At 70.7% G+C, this 17,314-nt stretch carries 7 protein-coding genes and 1 tRNA gene; 2 read left to right on the plus strand and 6 right to left on the minus strand.

Annotated elements, in window-relative coordinates; genetic code table 11:
- The first annotated feature begins 630 nt into the window (after positions 1-630).
- Together C1A33_RS06300 and C1A33_RS34615 are read left to right on the plus strand one after the other, a co-directional pair.
- Positions 631-707: transfer RNA gene (locus C1A33_RS06300), tRNA-Met, on the plus strand.
- A gap of 164 nt (positions 708-871) precedes the next feature.
- Entirely contained in the window at positions 872-1,021 is a 150-nt protein-coding gene (locus tag C1A33_RS34615) for a hypothetical protein (RefSeq protein ID WP_165818252.1), read from the plus strand.
- Position 1,022: 1 nt separating this feature from the next.
- Here C1A33_RS34615 and C1A33_RS06305 read toward each other — a convergent pair whose 3' ends face one another.
- The 6 genes from C1A33_RS06305 to C1A33_RS06330 form a co-directional block, all read right to left on the minus strand.
- Positions 1,023-2,228, minus strand: coding sequence for an McrC family protein (locus C1A33_RS06305; RefSeq protein WP_101830580.1), 1,206 nt, complete (start codon positions 2,226-2,228; stop codon positions 1,023-1,025).
- Positions 2,225-4,528, minus strand: coding sequence for an AAA family ATPase (locus tag C1A33_RS06310; protein ID WP_101830581.1), 2,304 nt, complete (start codon positions 4,526-4,528; stop codon positions 2,225-2,227). The genes C1A33_RS06305 and C1A33_RS06310 overlap by 4 nt, the downstream gene beginning before the upstream one ends.
- Positions 4,525-8,580, minus strand: a complete 4,056-nt coding sequence (locus C1A33_RS06315) for an Eco57I restriction-modification methylase domain-containing protein (RefSeq protein ID WP_101830582.1) — start codon at positions 8,578-8,580, stop codon at positions 4,525-4,527. Before C1A33_RS06315 ends, C1A33_RS06310 begins: the two co-directional genes overlap by 4 nt.
- Positions 8,577-11,453: a helicase-related protein gene (locus tag C1A33_RS06320; protein WP_243407250.1), complete on the minus strand. Its 2,877-nt coding sequence runs from the start codon at positions 11,451-11,453 to the stop codon at positions 8,577-8,579. Before C1A33_RS06320 ends, C1A33_RS06315 begins: the two co-directional genes overlap by 4 nt.
- The gene (locus C1A33_RS06325) at positions 11,450-16,672 is read right to left on the minus strand and encodes a DEAD/DEAH box helicase (protein WP_101830584.1); all 5,223 of its coding nucleotides are present in this window, start codon (positions 16,670-16,672) and stop codon (positions 11,450-11,452) included. The genes C1A33_RS06320 and C1A33_RS06325 overlap by 4 nt, the downstream gene beginning before the upstream one ends.
- 159 nt (positions 16,673-16,831) lie before the next feature.
- Positions 16,832-17,116 carry a hypothetical protein gene (locus C1A33_RS06330; protein WP_101830585.1) on the minus strand — a complete coding sequence of 95 codons (285 nt, stop codon included), beginning with the start codon at positions 17,114-17,116 and terminating at the stop codon, positions 16,832-16,834.
- Positions 17,117-17,314 lie beyond the last annotated feature (198 nt).

Below are 17,314 nucleotides of genomic sequence, written 5' to 3' on the forward strand. Positions count from 1 at the left end.
CGGCGGGGGTGGGACGTGGGGTGCGGTGCAGGTCCTCCAGGGGAAGGGCGTACTGGCCGCGGCCGGCTCTTCGCGTTCGGGGTCGAGGGAACCAGCTCCTAGGGCCTGGGGCTGGCGCGGTTTTTACGCCGACACGGCAACCAGGTACGGGAAGTCGGCCCCGTCCGCCCCGCAAGGGCGAACGGCGATCGGCAGGCAAGACCGATATGCTCGACGCCGAGCATGTGGCCCGGCAGATCGTCTCCGGAGGCCCGAGCGCGACTCCGAAGACCGCGGACGTCGAACGAGACTCCGTCGAGATCGAACCTGGCCTCTTCGAGATCCGAGGCGGAGCCGCCCACGCTGACACCTCCGACATCTCGGCCAGGTAATGACGGACGGCGACCAGTCCAGTCGGGACAGAGAGTGGGCTGCCACCGGCTCGGACCAGCCGACGCCCGAAGTGACGCCAGCCGCCTGACGGCTCTACCCTGCGTCACGCCGGAGGTCGCTGCGCTGGACGTCGGTCCGGCGAAACGGTGGTCGGACCGGCGGAACGGTTGTCAGGGAGGGACGGAGAAAAGTTCGAACTGGTGCGGCCATCGATTTGACACCTCCCGGTGGCGGACCTATAAGGTAAGAACACGCCGACGCGGGGTGGAGCAGCTCGGTAGCTCGCTGGGCTCATAACCCAGAGGTCGCAGGTTCAAATCCTGCCCCCGCTACCAGATGAAAGAAGCTTCCTGATGTTTTTCAGGAAGCTTCTTTCATTTTTCGGGAACAACGCGCCTGTTATCGCGTTTCGGTCCGTCCTGGCGGCCCGAGTCAACGGCGCCGGACCGGGACGGGGTACAAGCGGGCCCCGTCGTGGCCGGAGTTACCGCCATCCAGCGTGGCGATCCTGCGGGAACTGAACGCCGCAGGCGCACGGAGGGTCCCCGACGCCGCGCCCGCCAGCATCGTCCCGGCACGCTGGCGTGGCTACCTGGACACCGCGGCGAAGGCAGGCAACATCGCCGCCTACCGGCACACCATCACCTGACTCACCTCATCTTGGCGGGTAGGGCATCCAGAACGGACGCGCTCAGGCGGCCGATTTGGTCCAGGAGCACGGGGACGGTCTGGCCGAGGTCGATGACGTGGTGGTGGATGCGCACCCCGGCGCGGCGGATGGTGTGGGTGGTGGGTGAGCCGCCGGCGTAGACGAGGTGGCCGTCGGTGAGGCCGAGCGCGGCGCAGTAGGTGACCAGCTGATAGAGGTCCTCCATCGGCACGGACGTGGGGGCCTTGTACTTGGCGTCGATGACGGCGCGACAGCGGGTGCCCTGCCACCAGGTGATGTCGGGGCGGGCGGCCAGCTTCCCGGCCTCGTCGAGGTGGATGACCCGCTGACCGTCGACGGCGCCGCCGTGGCATTCCAGCTCGCGGCGCAGGCCGGCAGTGAGCCACTGCTCGTACACGGCATACATGTCGAACAAGAAGCCGGTCGCGGCAACTGTGCCGGCACTCGCGGACGGGGGCATCTCGATGCCCCGGTTGGCCAGGACCAGCCGGGCCAGCCGCAGCGCTGGCTGGTAGCGGCGGGTCAGGCGGGTAGCGGGGGTCGCCGGAGGCGGGGTGCCAGGGACGAGCGGGGTGACGTCGGCGAGGAGCCGCTGGATGCGGTGCAGCGCCGCGCGGGTTGGTGCTGGGACGCCGGGGATGCGCAGCAGCCGGCGGGTGGCCGCGGCGAGGATGCGGTTTTCCGGAATGTCGGCGGTGTAGTCGTCGTAGCGGACCTCCAGCGGGACCGCCACGCCGAGCCGGGCCCGCATCTGGTCAGCCTCGCGCAGCCGTCCGCGCAGCACCGGGGATGCCTCATCGACCGGTCGGTAGCCACGCGGCAGCCCGCCCGCCAGCGCGCGGTCGGTCTGGCCGGCGAACGCGACGGCAATGGCCGCAACGAGGTCGTCGGCCGGGTCGACGTCCACGTCGTCGTCCCGCCAGCCGGCGGGGTCCCGGGTGTGCCCGACCATCCACAGCAGCCGCGACACGCTGACCTTGGGCCGGACGACCAGTTCGACGTCGCCGGCGCGGACGAAACCGACCTTCGTCGACGCCGTCAGCAGGAGCGTCCCGCCGAGGTTGCGGCTGGCGCTGACAGCCCCGGTCACGACAAGCGTGCGGGCGACGTCCTCGGTGAGGCCCGGGACGGCCCGCGACTCGTACTCGGCCAGGACGACCCGCCGCGGCGTTGTCCGGACGTTCACTGACCGGCGGCGTCCGCGCCGCTGTCCGATTCCTCGGCGGGCGGCATCGCGGGCAGAGCGCTGGCGAGCAGGGTGGCCAGTCCATAGCGGTCCCGGACGTAGCCGGCGACGTCGGCGTGCTCGCCGAGGTGGCGTTCCTCCAGCAGCGGCAGGATCTGCGTGCGCCAGATCCTGGCCAGCCCGGCCTCGCTCGCCACCCGCTGGTTCATCAGGTAAGACGGACCGACCGCCGCGTCCCGGTCACCGATCGCGGCGTTCAGCGCGTCGAGCAGGTCGGCGACGTGCGCGGGCAGGTCGTGTTTGGCCAGCCAGCGGCGCAGCATGTCCGCTACCGGCGGCTCGCCTGGGAACAGCGGCTGCCAGGCGAAGCGGCGGCGCATCGCCGCGTCGACCAGCGCGATCGACCGGTCGGCGGTGTTCATCGTGCCGATGACGAACACGTTCGCCGGCAGCCGGAACTCCTCCCCGGCCGAGTACTGCAGCTCGATCATCCGATTGCGGTACTCCAGCAGGAAGTACAGCTCGCCGAACACCTTCGCCAGGTTCGCCCGATTGATCTCATCGATCACCAAGACGTACGCGCCGGACGGGTTGGCCGCCGCGTCCTCGACCAGGCGGCGCAACGGACCGAACTCCTTCGCGAAGCGGAACGTGCCGTCCGCGCCCAGCCCCGGCCGGAACCCCTCGACGAAGTCCTCGTAGGCGTAGGACGGGTGAAACTGCACCAGCCGGTGGCTGCCGTTGGTCTGCTCAGCCACGAACCGTGCGACCTCCTGCGCCAGGTAGGTCTTACCGGTGCCAGGCGGCCCGTATAGGACCAGCTGCCTCTTTTCTTCCAGCAGATCGACTGTCTCGACCAGCCAGTCGGAGTCAACCAGCAGTTCGCAGGCCAGCTCCGCGGTGGGTTCCGGTAGCCCGGCCAGCGGCGGCTGCTCGACCACGACGTTGGTTGGCTTCGGCAGGCCGTCCGATCCCAGCGGGTCCCTCAGGACGTCGTCCAGCGGTCCGACTTCCTCATCGTCATTGATGTCCGTCAGCGGGTCGAGGTCCACCAACTCGGCGATCTCCCGGGCCGTCTCGCCCAGATCGACCAGGCTGGCCTGGCCGGTAAGCCGATCCTGGGCTGCGTCGGTCAGGTCGCCGCGGCGCAGCGAGGCCTTCAGCCAGCGAACCTCACGGCGGTAGTGCGCCGGGAGCTGACCCGGCAACCAGTACGGGCCGCCGGTGACGACACCGACGTGCACCCGATCCTCGTTCACCGTGACGACGAGGTCACCCTGCGCCATTCGGTTGAGGAAATGATCCAGCAGCGTGACCCGTGTTCGCTCCTGGGCCGGGCTCAGCCCCGACTCGACATCCCTGACGACCTGGGCGATCTCGCTGCGGGTCAGGCCAACGTCAACCTGCGGGTAGCCCGGCATCGAGATCGAGCAGTAGCCCTCCGCCAACCATCGCGGCACAAGGTTGCGGCCCTGCACGCTCGCGCCGCGTACGAGCCAGCCGCGCCGGTACGGCACCGAATTGCTCTGCCCGTCCGGCGGATTCTTCGCCCACTGTTGCAGCCACAGCGAAAGGTCGAACGGTTCCCCCCGGGCTTCGATCGCGACCCGGATCGCGGCGAAGTCCCGTTCGAGGTCTCCGGTGAGGGCACCCACCTCTGCGGCGTGCGCCGACACGAACGCCTTGAGGCCGTTGATGCTCACGGTGTCAGGGAAAGTATCCGGGAACGCCAGATGCAGTAGGGCGAGTCGCTGGGCGTGCGCGGTCGAGTTCGGCGTCGCGTCCAGCAGGGCCCGGAACTCCCATGGGCCATCCAACGCGGCGCGTCTGTCCTGGTGCGGAAAGCTGCTGACGTTGGCGGCGACCCGCGCCATCCAGGCGATCTGCTGGCTGCGGTATGCGACGGCCGGGCCGAAGGGGGTGATGCCCCCGTCGAGCGCCGCATCGAGTTCGGCGGGGACAGCAACCGGACGGGGCATCGCCTTGAGCACGGTGCGCACCGCCACCCGCTTCGTCACACCCTTGATGTCGGAGGGCGCCAGCAGGTTTAGGTAGAGCAGTTCGGCGGCGAGCTGGACGACATCCGGGTCGGCGCCCTCCAGCGCCGTCCGATAACGCTCCGGAAACGGCGGCTTCTTTCCCTCCGTTGGGACCGGCTGATACTCAAGCCGTTCCGCAAGGTTCTCGGCATTCGTCTGCGTCCACACCGGACGGCCGGGCATGAACGCCGAGTCGTCGGCGGCGAAGCCCTTTTCCAGGAGAACGCGAGTGGCGGCGTAGACCTGTTCCTTGCCGGTCACGCTCGACTCCGGTCGGGGTGGCGGGGGCCGTCGCCGGGCGGCGGGTCGAGCGGCGAGATGAAGCGGCCGGTGGCCATCTCATCGTAGGCGGCGAGGACAAGACGGTGGGTGCGGAACTCGCCGAACTCCTTCTCCTCATTCTTACGCAGCACAAAGAATGAGTCGAGGACATGCTCGGCCTCGTCCCGGGTGAGGCCGTACAGGTGCAGGTAGGCGGCGTCCAGCTCGGCCCGCAGCTGCGCCCGCCGCTCCGGTATCCAGCGGAACGGCGGTCCGTCCCCCGCGTTCAGCTCCTCGGCGTAGGGCACCATGTCCCACGACGTGTAGGACAGCTCCAGCACCCGATCCGCCACCCAGTCTCGCAGCTCCACCTCGTCATCCCAGGGCGCCGGCTGGAGGTATGCCTCTGGCGGCAGCACCGGAAGCTGTGCCATCAGGCCGAACGTCATATGTGTGCCACTGAGCTTCTGCCGAGCAACATAGTCAAGAGCCAGGCAGGAAAGATTGGCATGAAGAGCTGCAACCGCAGAGTTGGACGTGAAAAGCAAAGGCGCTGTGTGACCAACTGCACCCGCCGGGATAGCGGATACAATTAGCGTGCGCTCTTCGTCGTTGCGGGCTATGTCACGCCAGCCAAGTAGCCATCCACGATCCCAACGCTCTCCACGTTTCCTGTTGATTCTTTCAACTTCCTTGTCAACATCCTCCTCTTCGACCCAATAGCGAGGCTGCGAAACTGCCGCCGGATTATCGTGCTCCCATAGCCCAAATTTGGGCAATGTCCCCTTGTTGATTTGAGCCTGGGTCGCCCCCTCGAATGTCCCGTAGCGGTGGTCATAAAGGTGTAGCATTTTTCCTTCGAATAGCGGATATTTCCTTGATTCGTCAGATTCGGCAACATTGCCGTCCACAAGAAATCCGCCATCCCTCACCTCCTTTTCCGTCAAAAATCTACTTGAGTCATTCGCCATGTCAAGCATCCGAAAGAAGACAGCCCTCCAGGGACTCTCATCGGAATCATTACCGAGCACCGGGATACGACCATGTATCGCGATCGTAATCTCGGCATCCTTGCGGGATCGAAAGACCGGGGACGTTCCGCTGTTAGGGTTAACCTGTAGAAACTCTTGTGGCGCGAGTCCAAATCGACTCGCCGAAAGATCCTCGACTCGCTGGACCGCGAAGGCGAACGATGCATCGCCTACCGGCAAGCCGCCGGTGGCAACAAGCAGTGAGAAGCTGACCCGATTGTTGACGCCCGGAAAGATTCCTTTCTCGTTCTCGAAGTCGAAGAAGCCAGCCAGCGTCGACGTCTCCACGAGGCGGCGGAAGAAGGCGGCAGTGGTGTCGCCGGTGGCGATGTTGGTGGGCAGGATGACCCCGAGACGGCCGTGGTGAGCAATCACCGACAGGTCATGCTCGGCGAAGATCTGGAAGGTGTTGATGTCTCCCCGACCGGTGAGCGGGTAGCGACCGGAGGCATGCGCGAAGTGGCTGGTGAAGTCGGAGTCGCGCAAGGTGCGCTGGTACTCGGCGGCCAACGCGGGCCGTTCCTCGTCCAGCTTCGCGATCATCTTCTTGCGGGCGGCGGCGTTGAGTGCCTTGGCGATCTCTCGGTCGCGGCTGGCGAAGAACTCCTCGTCCTGGAGCTTGACCCGTTCCCAGGGCGGGTTGCCGAGGACGCAGGAGAAGCCGCCGGGCAGGATGTCGGGGAACTCCAGGGGCCAGTGGAAGAAGCGGTGGCGGTCGCGCAGGGTGGTGAGCACCTGCTGCTGGGCCTGGGTGAGGGCGGCGGCGCCGGTGTCGCGGATCTGCCTGATGTCGTTGGTAGTGGGCGGCGGTGGGTCGGCGCGCAGCTCGGTGACCGGCAGTGGGGTGCTCGTCTTCTTGAGACGCTCCTGCTCGCGGGCGACGGCGTCGGGGCCGAGGCGGTGTGGCCAGGCGAAGGCGGCGCACCAGGCGTCGGCGGCCAGCCGAGCGTGGTCCAGCTCGACGTTGGCCTCCGCCTGTCGCCATCGCCGAGCCTTGTCATGCACGGCGCCGAGGTTGTCCTCGGGCAGTCGAGCGAGCGTCTGGAAGTCGGCTCGCCATGCCTCGCTGGGGTCGGCGAACGGCAGCTCGCTGTAGCCGTCGGCGGCTTTCTTCAGCTCGTCCCGGTTGCGTTTGCGGTAGGCCCGCAGCTGGGCGGGGTCGTCGCCGACGAGGCCCTTGAAGGCGTCCTCGGGCAGGCCGGCGTCTACCAGGTCGGGGGTGGTGCCGATGAGGGCGTTGCCGACCTTGATGTGGGCGTCGAGGAACGACAGTGGCCGGCCGGGGTCGAGGGCCTCCAGCCACAGTGCGACCTTGGCGAGCTCCGCGGCGAGCGGGTTGATGTCCACGCCGTACAGGCAGCGGGCGACGACGTCGCGCATCGCCGTCTGGGTGGCTTCGACGGAGGGTTCGGCCTCGCCGGTGCGGACGGCGGCGAGGCGGCGGGCGATGCGCCGGGCGGCGGCGGCGAGGAAGTGCCCGGAGCCGCAGGCCGGGTCGCAGACGGTGACATCCAGGAGGGCCCGCTCGGGGTCGACGGCCTGGTTCGCCGCGTCGAGGACGGGGTCGAGGGCCTCATCGAGCAGGATCTCGACCAGTCCGGGTGGGGTGTAGTAGGAGCCGGTGGTCTTGCGTTCGTGGCCGGCGGCGACGTCGAGGGTGAAGGCCCCGGTGTCCCGGTCGAGGTGGGGGACGAGTTCGAGGAGCGACTCGTAGACGCCGCCGAGTTCTTCGGCACCGAGGTTGCGGTAGTCCACCGATCGGGGCAGGCCGCTGTCGTCCCGGATGACGGACAGGGCGCGCACGGCGGCGAGGAGGTCGGCGTTGGTGAGCGCGGTGGTGGCGAGGTGGCCGAGCTGGTCGGGTTCGTAGATGCCGCCGAGGCCGGGCAGGGCGAGCTCGGGGCGGCCGGTTTCCGCGCCGAGGCCGTGCAGGACGACCTGGTGGGCGGCCCACAGGTCGCCGTGGCGTCCGCCGGCCAGGCGGCGCCGTGCCAGTCGGCGCAGCCGGTTGGTGGAGAAGTATCGGCGGTAGGTGTCGCGGGCCTGCGGGGCGGCGTCGTGGGGGTGGAGCAGGTCGCGGTCCTCTGCGACGAACAGGACGAGCAGTTGGTAGACGACGCGCAGCAGCAGCCGGTAGTACTCGCGGCTGGGCAGGGTGCCGTCGGCGAGGGCGGCGCGCAGCGCGGTGTTGTCGGGGTGGCGCAGGAAGCCGCGGCCGAGGATGGTCAGTGCCTGGGTGACGCCGTCGCGCAGGGCGGTGAGCGCGCGGGTGCCGCGTCGGGTTCCTTCGCCGCGCCAGGTCTCCAGCCAGCAGGTTTCCGGGCGGGCGTCGCTGTTCGGGCGGGGTTCGACCCGGCTGGCGTGGGCGACGAGCCAGAGCAGGACGAAGTCGGCGAACACCTCGCCGTCGAACATCGCCTCCAGGTCGAACTCGACGTAGGCCTGGCGGACCAGGGACGCCGAGTCGCGCAGCAGGCGCAGGCGCAGGCCGTTGGAGACGAATCCCCACAGCAGGTCGGGTGAGCGGTTCAGCAGCTCCTGCACCATCGAGTGCGGCGCGGCGCCCGCCGCGCCCGGTACGCCCGCGGTTCGGTGGTCGAGGCTGACCCCGGCGCCGAGCAGGTGCACGGGGCTGCGTTCCCACAGGTGGGAGACGGGGTAGGCGCGGGTGCCGGTGGGGCCGTCGATGGTGATGCCGCCGGCGGGGGCGGTGGGTAGCCGGCCGTAGCCGAGCTCGTCGAACAGCACCCGTAGCCAGCGGTTGCGGGTGGCTTCGGTCTGGGTGCCGGTGACCGGGCCGGGCGGTACGAGGCGGCGGAAGTCGGCCCAGGCCGCCTGCAGGCGGGTGAAGGAGCGGTTCGCGCCTTCGCGCAGGGTCTCCCGGCCGATGAGGCCGTAGTCGGCGGGTTTCTGTCCGGGCAGGCCGTCGCTGGTGGCGACGGCGGCGAGCAGGTCGGTGGGCAGCAGGCCGCCGACGCTGCGGACGGTGGTGAAGGCTCCGGTGGCCGGTGGGGTCGTCATGCGCGGGCCGCCGGCAGGTGCAGGTACACGCCGAGGATGTCGGCGGGGCGCTGGGCGGTGACGGTCAGGCCGCGGCGGACCAGGTTGCCGGTGCTGCCCGCAGCCTCCCGGACGCGCCGGTGGCTGGCGAGCAGGTCCGCGGCCAGCGTCTCGCCCACCTCGGTGAGGTGGGCGGTGAGGCCGTCGAGGCGGGCGGTCAGCCGGCGCAGGTCGGCGGCGGCGAGGTCGCGGGGATAGTTGGCCACCGGGCGGGCGGCGAGCTGGGCGGCGACCTGGTCGTCGTCGAGCCACGTCGGGTCGGTGGGGGTGCCGGTGAAGCCCACGATGCGTGCCTCCTCGGCGACCTGCGGGCGCGGCCCGGTGCGGCCGGGCAGGGTCAGGTGCAGCCGGTAGCGGACGAGGAGCAGGACGGTGCGGACGTCGGCGGCGTCGGTGACCATGACGCCGCAGCGGCGGGCCGGCCGGTCGGCCTCGTCGACGCCGATCGGGTCGAGGGCGGTGTCCAGCACGTACCGGGCGAGGGTCTCCACGGTCGGGTCGGTGCGGGTCAGCACGGCCATCTCCGGTGGGGCCGGCAGCGTCTCGGCCAGCCGCAGCTCCCCGCCGCTCACACCAAGTTGAGAGCGCAACGCTGGTGGCAGGCCGGCGGTCGGCGCCAGGTAGTGGTCGCCATCGCGGTGCGCGGGGGCGCGCAGGGCGGCGAGGGTGGACAGGGTGAACTCCGCGACCTCGGCCGGGCCGCCGAGGCTGCCACGGATCGCCTGGACCTCCCGGCCGACCTCCTCCGGGCGGATCTGTTCCTGCGCGTACAGGGAGCGGGAGCGCTTCTCCCGTTCGGCGGCCGACGTCCACCTCGCCAGCAGGTCGGCGCGGGCGGCCTCGCCGACACCCTCCAGTTCGAGCTGGTCCGGCGCGGCCCCTGCGGCCAGCAGGCCCTCCAGGACCGCGGAGAGCACCACGTCGGAGTCGGCGGGGACGGGCACGGACACCCCGGTGTCCTTGCGGATCGCGTCGTGCCGGCGCAGCAGGACGTCGAGGACCAGCGAGTCGATCGGGTTGTCCGCGCCGAAGTAGGTGACGGCCTTCACCGCTGGTGCGGTCTGCCCAAACCGGTCGACCCGGCCTTCCCGCTGCTCGTGGCGGGTCGGGTTCCACGACAGGTCGTAGTGGACGACGGCGGTGAAGTGGTTCTGCAGGTTGATGCCCTCGGAGAGGCAGTCGGTCGCGACCAGCACCCGGCGGTTCGTGCCGGCCGACCGGTCGGCGAGACCGGCCACACGCACGGCCCGGTCATCTGGTGGCTGCTCGCCGGTGACCGCCTCGACCTCCACGCCGGCGAAACGTCTGTCAGCGCGCAGGGCGGCGGCCAGGTAGGTGGCGGTGGCGATGTACCGGCAGAACACGACGACCGCGTCGCCGCCGTCGAGCAGCTCCTTGACGATCTTCATGCCGTTGGCGAGTTTGGCGTCGTCCGCCTTGCCGTGGAGCTTCTTCGCGTCGGCGGCCAGCGCGAGCAGCCGCGCGCGGACCGGGTCGAGCTGCGCGCCGGGGCTGGTGTCCGCGCCGTCGGTGGAGGTCGCGTCGCTCAGGTCGAGTACTCCGGCCTGGCCGAGCGCGTCGGCCTCGGCGACGCTGTCGGCGTCGGCGACCCCGCTGCGGTTGAGCAGGGTCGCGACGGCGGCAGCCGGGGAGGACGCCAGGGCGCGCAGCAGCGCCAGCACCGACCACCAGCGGACCCGCTGCGCCACCGCGCCGCCGCGGGTGTCGTGGACGCTGTCGCGGGCGTAGGCGAGCACGTCGTCGAACAGCGCCCGGTAGGTGGGAGTGAGTCGGTAGTGCTCCTCGGCGGTCAGCCGGTCCGGGAACGACGTCGTCTCGTCGAGGTAGGCGCGGATGTCGGCGCGTTGCCGTTGGACAAGGTGGCGGGCGATGCGTTCCCGGTCGCGGCGGCGGGCCGGTCCGGACAGGTCCTCGGGCAGGTCGGCGAGCGCCGGGTCGAGCAGGGCCAGCAGCGCCCGGAACGCCGAGGTCTTGCCGCTGTGCGGGGTCGCCGTCATCAGCAGCAGGTGCCGGTCGGGGTCGGCGGCCAGGCTGGTCAGCAGCGCCTGCCGCTGCTGCGCGGCGGCACCGGCGCGCCCGGCGTCGTCGTCCGCGACGCAGGTGTGCGCCTCGTCGACCACAACCAGGTCCGGGCAGGCGCGCAGGAACTCGTCGCGGCGGCGGGCCGCCTTGATGAAGTCCGTGGACACGATCGTGTAGGGATGGTGTTCGAACAGGGACTCCCCCGCCGGCAGGTCGCGTTCCAGCCGGCCGGCGGTCGAGGCGAGTACCAGCGTCGCGTCCAGGGCGAACTTCTCCGCCAGTTCCGCCTTCCACTGCTGGGCCAGGGCCGGTGAGCACAGCACGGTGAACCGGTCGGTGCTGCCCTGCGCGAGCAGCTCGGTGACGATCAGGCCGGCCTCGATCGTCTTGCCGATCCCGACGCCGTCGGCGATCAGCAGCCGGACGGTGTCCATTCGCAGCGCCATCAGCAGCGGGACGAGCTGGTAGGAGCGGGGGGTGACGGCCAGCCCGGCCAGGCTGCGGAACGGGCCGCCGGAGGAGCGGAACCCCAGGCGCAGGGCGCTGCGCAGCAGCCGGGCGCTGGCCGCGTCTCCCAGGTCGGTGGCGTCCGGCGGCGGGAATGTCGCGGGCTCGACCGGTTCGAGGGCCGGTAGGACCCCGGCGACCTCGTCGTCGGTGCCGCCGAGCGGGCGCAACAGCAGTAGGTTCGCCTCGCCGCCGGGCAGCACGACCCATTCTCGGCCTCGGGCCCGGACCAGGGAGCCGGGCGGGAAGACTGACGTGGTGCGCGGGGCCGCGGGGGCGGTCACCGGGCCGCCACCGGTCCGAACACGCTCGGCAGCTGCGCCACCTGGGACTCCCATTCGTCCTCGTCGCCGATCTCGATCACGGTCCAGCCGAGCGCGGCGAGCCGATCGACCGCCAGCTCGCCGGTGGTCCCGTCATCCGCCCTGTCCTGCCCGTCCGTCTCGGGGGCCTCGCGGCGCACGAACACGCCCACCTCGCCGTGCGCCAGGTGGTAGACGAGGTCGGGCCGGGCCTGCGCCTCGGCGATGAACTCGGCCGTGCCGTCCGGCGGTCGGTGGCCGTGGTCGCCAAGCCAGCGCACGAATCGCGCGGTCGCGTCCTCCCGAGTCAGCGGCGGGCCATCCGGGACCCCGGTGGGAAGGGGATCGGGGTCGGGGACGGCCGTCGTCGGGGCGGACTCGGGACCGGCCTCGGCGAAGTCCACCGTCCGCGGCGTGCTCGAGCCCGAGGCTGAGCCGGCGGGCGGTGGGAGCGTCGTGGTGCTGCTGTCGGCCAGCGCGAGCAGCAGTGGCCGGGCCAGGAAGCGGTCGAGCAGTTCGTGCTCGATCTGGTTGCCGTAGGACAGCAGGCAGTCGTAGCAGGCCCGCGCGCAGCGCTCCGTCACACCATCGGGAGCGCCCCGGTCGCCGCCGTCGAGATCGAAGTGCAGCAGGTCCAACGCGCGGCGGGCGACGGCGTCGAGCTCGCCATCGTGCAGCAGCCGGCGCAGCACCCCGGCGCCGCCCTCGGCCGACTCGTACAGCAGGATCCGGCGGCGGTCCCACAGATGCGGCAGCGCCTCCGCGGTGAGTTCGGAGTCCTCGAGGTCGTACTCGACCTGCACGGCGCGTTTGAGCGCGTACTGGAGGCTGGCGAGTGCGTCCGGGCGCAGCGTGGCCTGCCATTCGACGACGAGTGCGTTGCGGCTGTCCTGGACGTAGGGGACGACCAGCTCGCCAGCCGCCGAGCCTCCCGAACCCGCCGTGGCCTTCCTGGTCAGGCTGTCCGGGTCGGTGGGCTGGTCGGAGCGGCGGGCCCACCGACCGGTGGCCGCGTCAAGCCGGTAGCCGGTCGGCTCCTTTGCACGGCGCCGCCGCAGGCCGATGTTCATCCGGCGGATCGTGGCCGCGTCGGCATAGGCCAGCCGCGCCAGCGCCGTCCCGTCAGCCACCGCGACGGTCGCCTCGACCCGCCGGTCGGGCCCGTCGACCTGCATCGCCACGGCGGTGCGGATGTCGAAGCCCTGCCGACGGCGTTCCTCCTCGTCCGAGCTGATCCGCTGCCGGCGCCGGGTGCTCGCCGTCGTCATCCGCAGCAGGTTGTTCCAGGCCGGACCCAGCTCGGCGTGGCACGAGGCGCAGACATCGTCGGCGGCGTCGTGCAGCGCACCGCAGCCGGCGCAGACCTTCGCCGCCTCCAGGGCGAGCCGCGGTTGGCCGCCCGTGTCCGCGCGCAGCGACCGGGCGACCTTGTAGACCTCGTAGCGTGAACCCTCGTGGTAGACCAGCGCGCCCGGGCCGAACTCGCTGATCGCCAGGAAGCGCGGCCGGGACAGGTAGTCGCCCTCGAACTGGCGGCGGCCCCGCCGCGCCGGAATGAACGCCGACACCGGCAGGCGGGGGAAGCTGTACCCCGGCAGAAACCCCTCCGAGGCCAGGTAGCGGTAGGTGTAGAAGTCGCTCTGGTCCAGGGACGTCTCGGCGTTGCGCAGCAGGTCGAGCTGGGCCTCCGCCTCGTTGCGGCGCGCCCGCGCGGCCGCGACCGCGTCCTTCGACGCCGACACATCGGTGATCACGCTGCTCGCCTCGGCGAACTCCGCCTGGGCGTTGCGATACAGCGTCCGCCACCGGTCGCAGGCCCGGTCGAAGTTCTCCAGCGCGCGGCTGACGGTCCGCTCCGCCCAGCCCTCGTCGTACCAGGGGGCCTCGACGATCTCCCGGGTGTCCGCCAGCACCCGACGAGCCCGCCGCGTCGCCCGCAGTCGGGCGCCCTCGTCCGACATCGCCGCGACCACCTCGGGCCGCAGTGTCAGGGGCGGGTCCTCGCCGGCGACAGTGAGAATGTCCACCAGCGAGCTGCCCAGCGCCTGCTGGGTGGTCTCAGCCAGCCAGATCGCCTGCACGTGGGCACGGACCAGGTCGGCGTTGGCCAGGTCCAGGCGGGGCGGGGCGACCGCGCCGGCGACCATGTCCTGGGAGCGGCGGAAGTAGTACTGGTCGTGGGCGCTGCCGCTGGTGCAGTAGGTGACGACCAGAGCGGGCTGGCTCTGCCGGCCGGCCCGGCCGGATCGCTGGGCGTAGTTCGCCGGTGTCGGCGGCACGTTGCGCATCAGCACCGCGTTCAGCGAGGAGATGTCGACGCCGAGCTCCATGGTCGGCGAGCAGAACAGCACCGGCAGCGACGCCTCGCGAAACGCCTGCTCTCGCTGCTCCCGGATCAGGGCGGGGACCTGGGCTGTGTGCTCGGCCGACGACAGCGCGGCCAGCTCTCTGGCCTGCTCCCGGTAGAGACCGACGAAGTAGCCGTTCGTCCGACCACCCTGATCGCCGACGGTGACGCGCAGCGGGTCGGGCGCTCGCGTGGTGCCGTCCCCGGCCTTCCACACCAGGACCGCCGCGTTCAGCTGATAACCGGCTCCGGTGCTCCCCCGCCCGTCATCATCGATCTTGTGCACGATGCCGTACTCCTCGGCCACTGTGAGAACCGAGACGATCGCGGCCTCGGCGTCGTCGACGGACAACGCGCTGCCGATGAGCGCTCGCACCTCCCGCCGCAGGAAGGCGCCGTACGCCGACCGGCCGGAGACGAACTGGTCCGTCCGCGGCTCGTCGCGGCGCTTGGCGCGGGGCAGCAGCCGGCCCGCGATGAACGGCTCCTCCTCCAGCTGCCACGGCCCGGTCAGATGCTGGTTCGCCAGCGACTGCGCCCGCTCGAAGCCGTCGAGGGAGAGCACGTCCGCGCGCAGCGACAAGCTGTGTCGCATCTCGTCCAGTAGCACCGCCATCAAGCGCAGGCGGTCGTCGGGCGCGACGTCGGCAAGCGCGGTGCCCCGCCACGACTCGTCGTCGGCTGCCGCCTCGTCCAACCACCGGTACTCGACGCGCAGCAGGCCGGCCTGCTCCAGGTTCGGCATCGTGATCCGGATGCCGCGCTGCAGATCGAGGTACAGCCGGTACTCGACGACCTGGCGCAACGCCCGATCGGCGAGCTCCCGCCCGGACCCCTTCCGCTGCGGCTCCTGCGCGTACCGCTCCCGCGGCAACGCCAGCGCCCGCACCACCGACCCCGCGAGGTCCTCGTGGGTCAGCCCGTCGTCGCCGGCGGCCTCGCATGCTCGATGCAGGGCCGCGCGCACCATGCCGACCTGCACGAAGTCGTTGAAGTGCCCGGCCTGAAGGGCCGCGTCCTGCCGGTTGTCCGTGAACGCCAGCACCTTGCGGGCCTCGTCGGCGAGATCCTTCTGGTCCTGCAGCGCCCGCATCAGGCTGGAGCTGAGCACCGTCGCCGCCGAGCTGCGCCCCTCCGAGCCGAGACTCGACAGCTTCGCGAAGTCCTGCTGCCGGGGTGACTCATAGGACACCCGGCAGTCCGGGTTGAGGCAGAACCGGAACGGCGCCCGCACGAAGGCCGCCGCGAGGCCGCCGTCGTCGTGGTCGCCGAGCTGGCGGCCGTCCGGCGCCACCCGCATCGGCTCGGGAAGCAGGCCTGCCCGGTTCGGCAGCACGGATCCGTCGGCCGCGAGCCATGAGGCGGGCAGCCGGCCGGCCACCGCGTCGAGACCACGCGGCCACGGGGTCGACGCCGACACGTACAGGTAGCCGCCGTGCTCGTCGTCCTCCACGTCAGCCGACGTGCCACTCACCCCGAACCGACCATTGCGGCGGGTCACCGCGAGGTACTCCTGGCCGCACTCCCGGCAGAACACCAGCGGCACCAGAATCGCGTCCGGGTCATCCGGGTGCGCGAGCTGACGCCGCGTCGTGACGTGCCGGGTCTCCTCCACGTCGAGCGACACGTAGACGGTGTCGCCCTTGCCCACGAACTGGTGCAGCCGGAAGGCGAACAGCGGCCGGCCGAACGCGTCGACCTGCCGGCTGCCAGCCAGCAGCGTCTCCCGCAGTGCGTGCTCGCACTTCTCGACCGCCGCGCCCGTCAGTTCGGCCAGCTCTGCGGCGACATCCGGCAGTTTGCGCGGGCGGCGCCGCACCAGCCGGCCGTCCTCCTCTGCCAGGCCGAACTGGGACTCCGCCCAGCTCGCCAGGACGTCCTCACGCAGCTCGACGGGAGGCACCCGCCTGGCCACCGCCGCGCGCAACCGGTCCGGGTCGGCGGAAACGTCCACGGTGGCCCGGCGCACCGTCTCGTCCACCACATGCTCCGGCGCCACCGGCAGCCCGAACATCGTCGACGCGGTGCGCGCGATCTCGACGTGCTGCTCGGCGCGGCTGCCGCCGGTCGCAAGCGTCGCCGACGTTCCCACGCACCGCACGTCCGGGCTGCCGCAGGCGTCCCGGACCCGGCGGACCAGCATCGCCACGTCCGCACCCTGCCGCCCGCGGTAGGTGTGCAGCTCATCGAGCACCAGGAAACGCAGACCACCCGCCCGCTGGATCAGCCGCCGCCGCTCCTCCGGACGGGTCAGGATCAGGTCCAGCATCACGTAGTTCGTCAGCAGGATGTCCGGCGGCTCCGCCAGGATCTCCCGGCGACGCTCGTCGTCCTCCTGGCTGGTGTACCGGGCGAACGTCACCCGCCCGTTGTCACCGAGGAACTCCTTCAGCGCCTCGAACTGCGAGTTCGCCAGCGCGTTCATCGGATAGACGATGATCGCCTTGATGCCACCGCCGGTCCCCACCCGCAGGACGTGGTCGACAATCGGCACCAGATAGGTGAGGCTCTTTCCGGACCCGGTGCCCGTTGTCACCACGTAACTCGCGCCGGCTTGGGCCAGCTCCACCGCGTCCCGCTGGTGGCGGTGCAGCCGGATCGGCATCCCGCCGATCCGGAAGATGTCAGCACACCCCGGATCCAGGCCGCCCGGCCCGCCGTGCGCCAACTCCGAGATCTCACCGCCCGGCTCGAACGCCGGGTTCAGCGACAGCCACGCCTCCGGCCACAGCAGGCCCTGCGCCACCGCATCCTCGACGTGCGCCCGGATCCTCGCGTCCCGGATGGTCAGGAAGCCACGAACGAACTCCTCATAGTCCCGCACCAGCCTGTCGCGCACAGCGAACACATCCACCGGCAACCCCCCAGGACGGTGCAGAACGGACTACCACACCGTAGCCTCATCACCTCATACCGTCTCAACTGGGCATCACGCACGCATCCGACCAGATGCGGACGCACACACTCCCCGTGCGGGACACGTCGCATCGATGAGATGCAGGCCCAAGACCGCCTAACTACTGGTCGGGGAAGACGGCTCGGGGCCTTCGAGGCCCAGCTTCACCAGACGGGATTCGATTGCGCCACGACCACGCTGATGACTGTCGACCATCGTCCGCACCGTCCAGCCCGCCTCATGCTCCTGGCGGAGTTGGTCGTCCTCCTCCGCTGACCAGGCGTCTCCATGACGGGGGTGGTCCCGCCGCTTCCGTTCCAGCGCCTGCGCGTACGCCGACGCCGGCGACCAGTCCATCGAGATCACGTCATCCACCGTGTAGGTGGCCAGCACCACCAGCACAGCCCACAACGCGGGCCAGCCGCCACCAGAGGCGAAGGCGTCGAGATCCGGGTGGAGCTACCGCTACCGGGCCCGGATGCCGACTCTAGTGACGCTCAGTAGTTGTCTATCCTTGTCTTCCGGACATATGGGAAGCGATGGCGCTGGCTGGGGGGCGACGATGGTTTCGAGCGCGGCGGCTCGGTTGTACGCGGAGAT

Origin of the sequence: Frankia canadensis, assembly GCF_900197875.1 — a bacterium.
Taxonomy (GTDB): domain Bacteria; phylum Actinomycetota; class Actinomycetes; order Frankiales; family Frankiaceae; genus Frankia; species Frankia canadensis.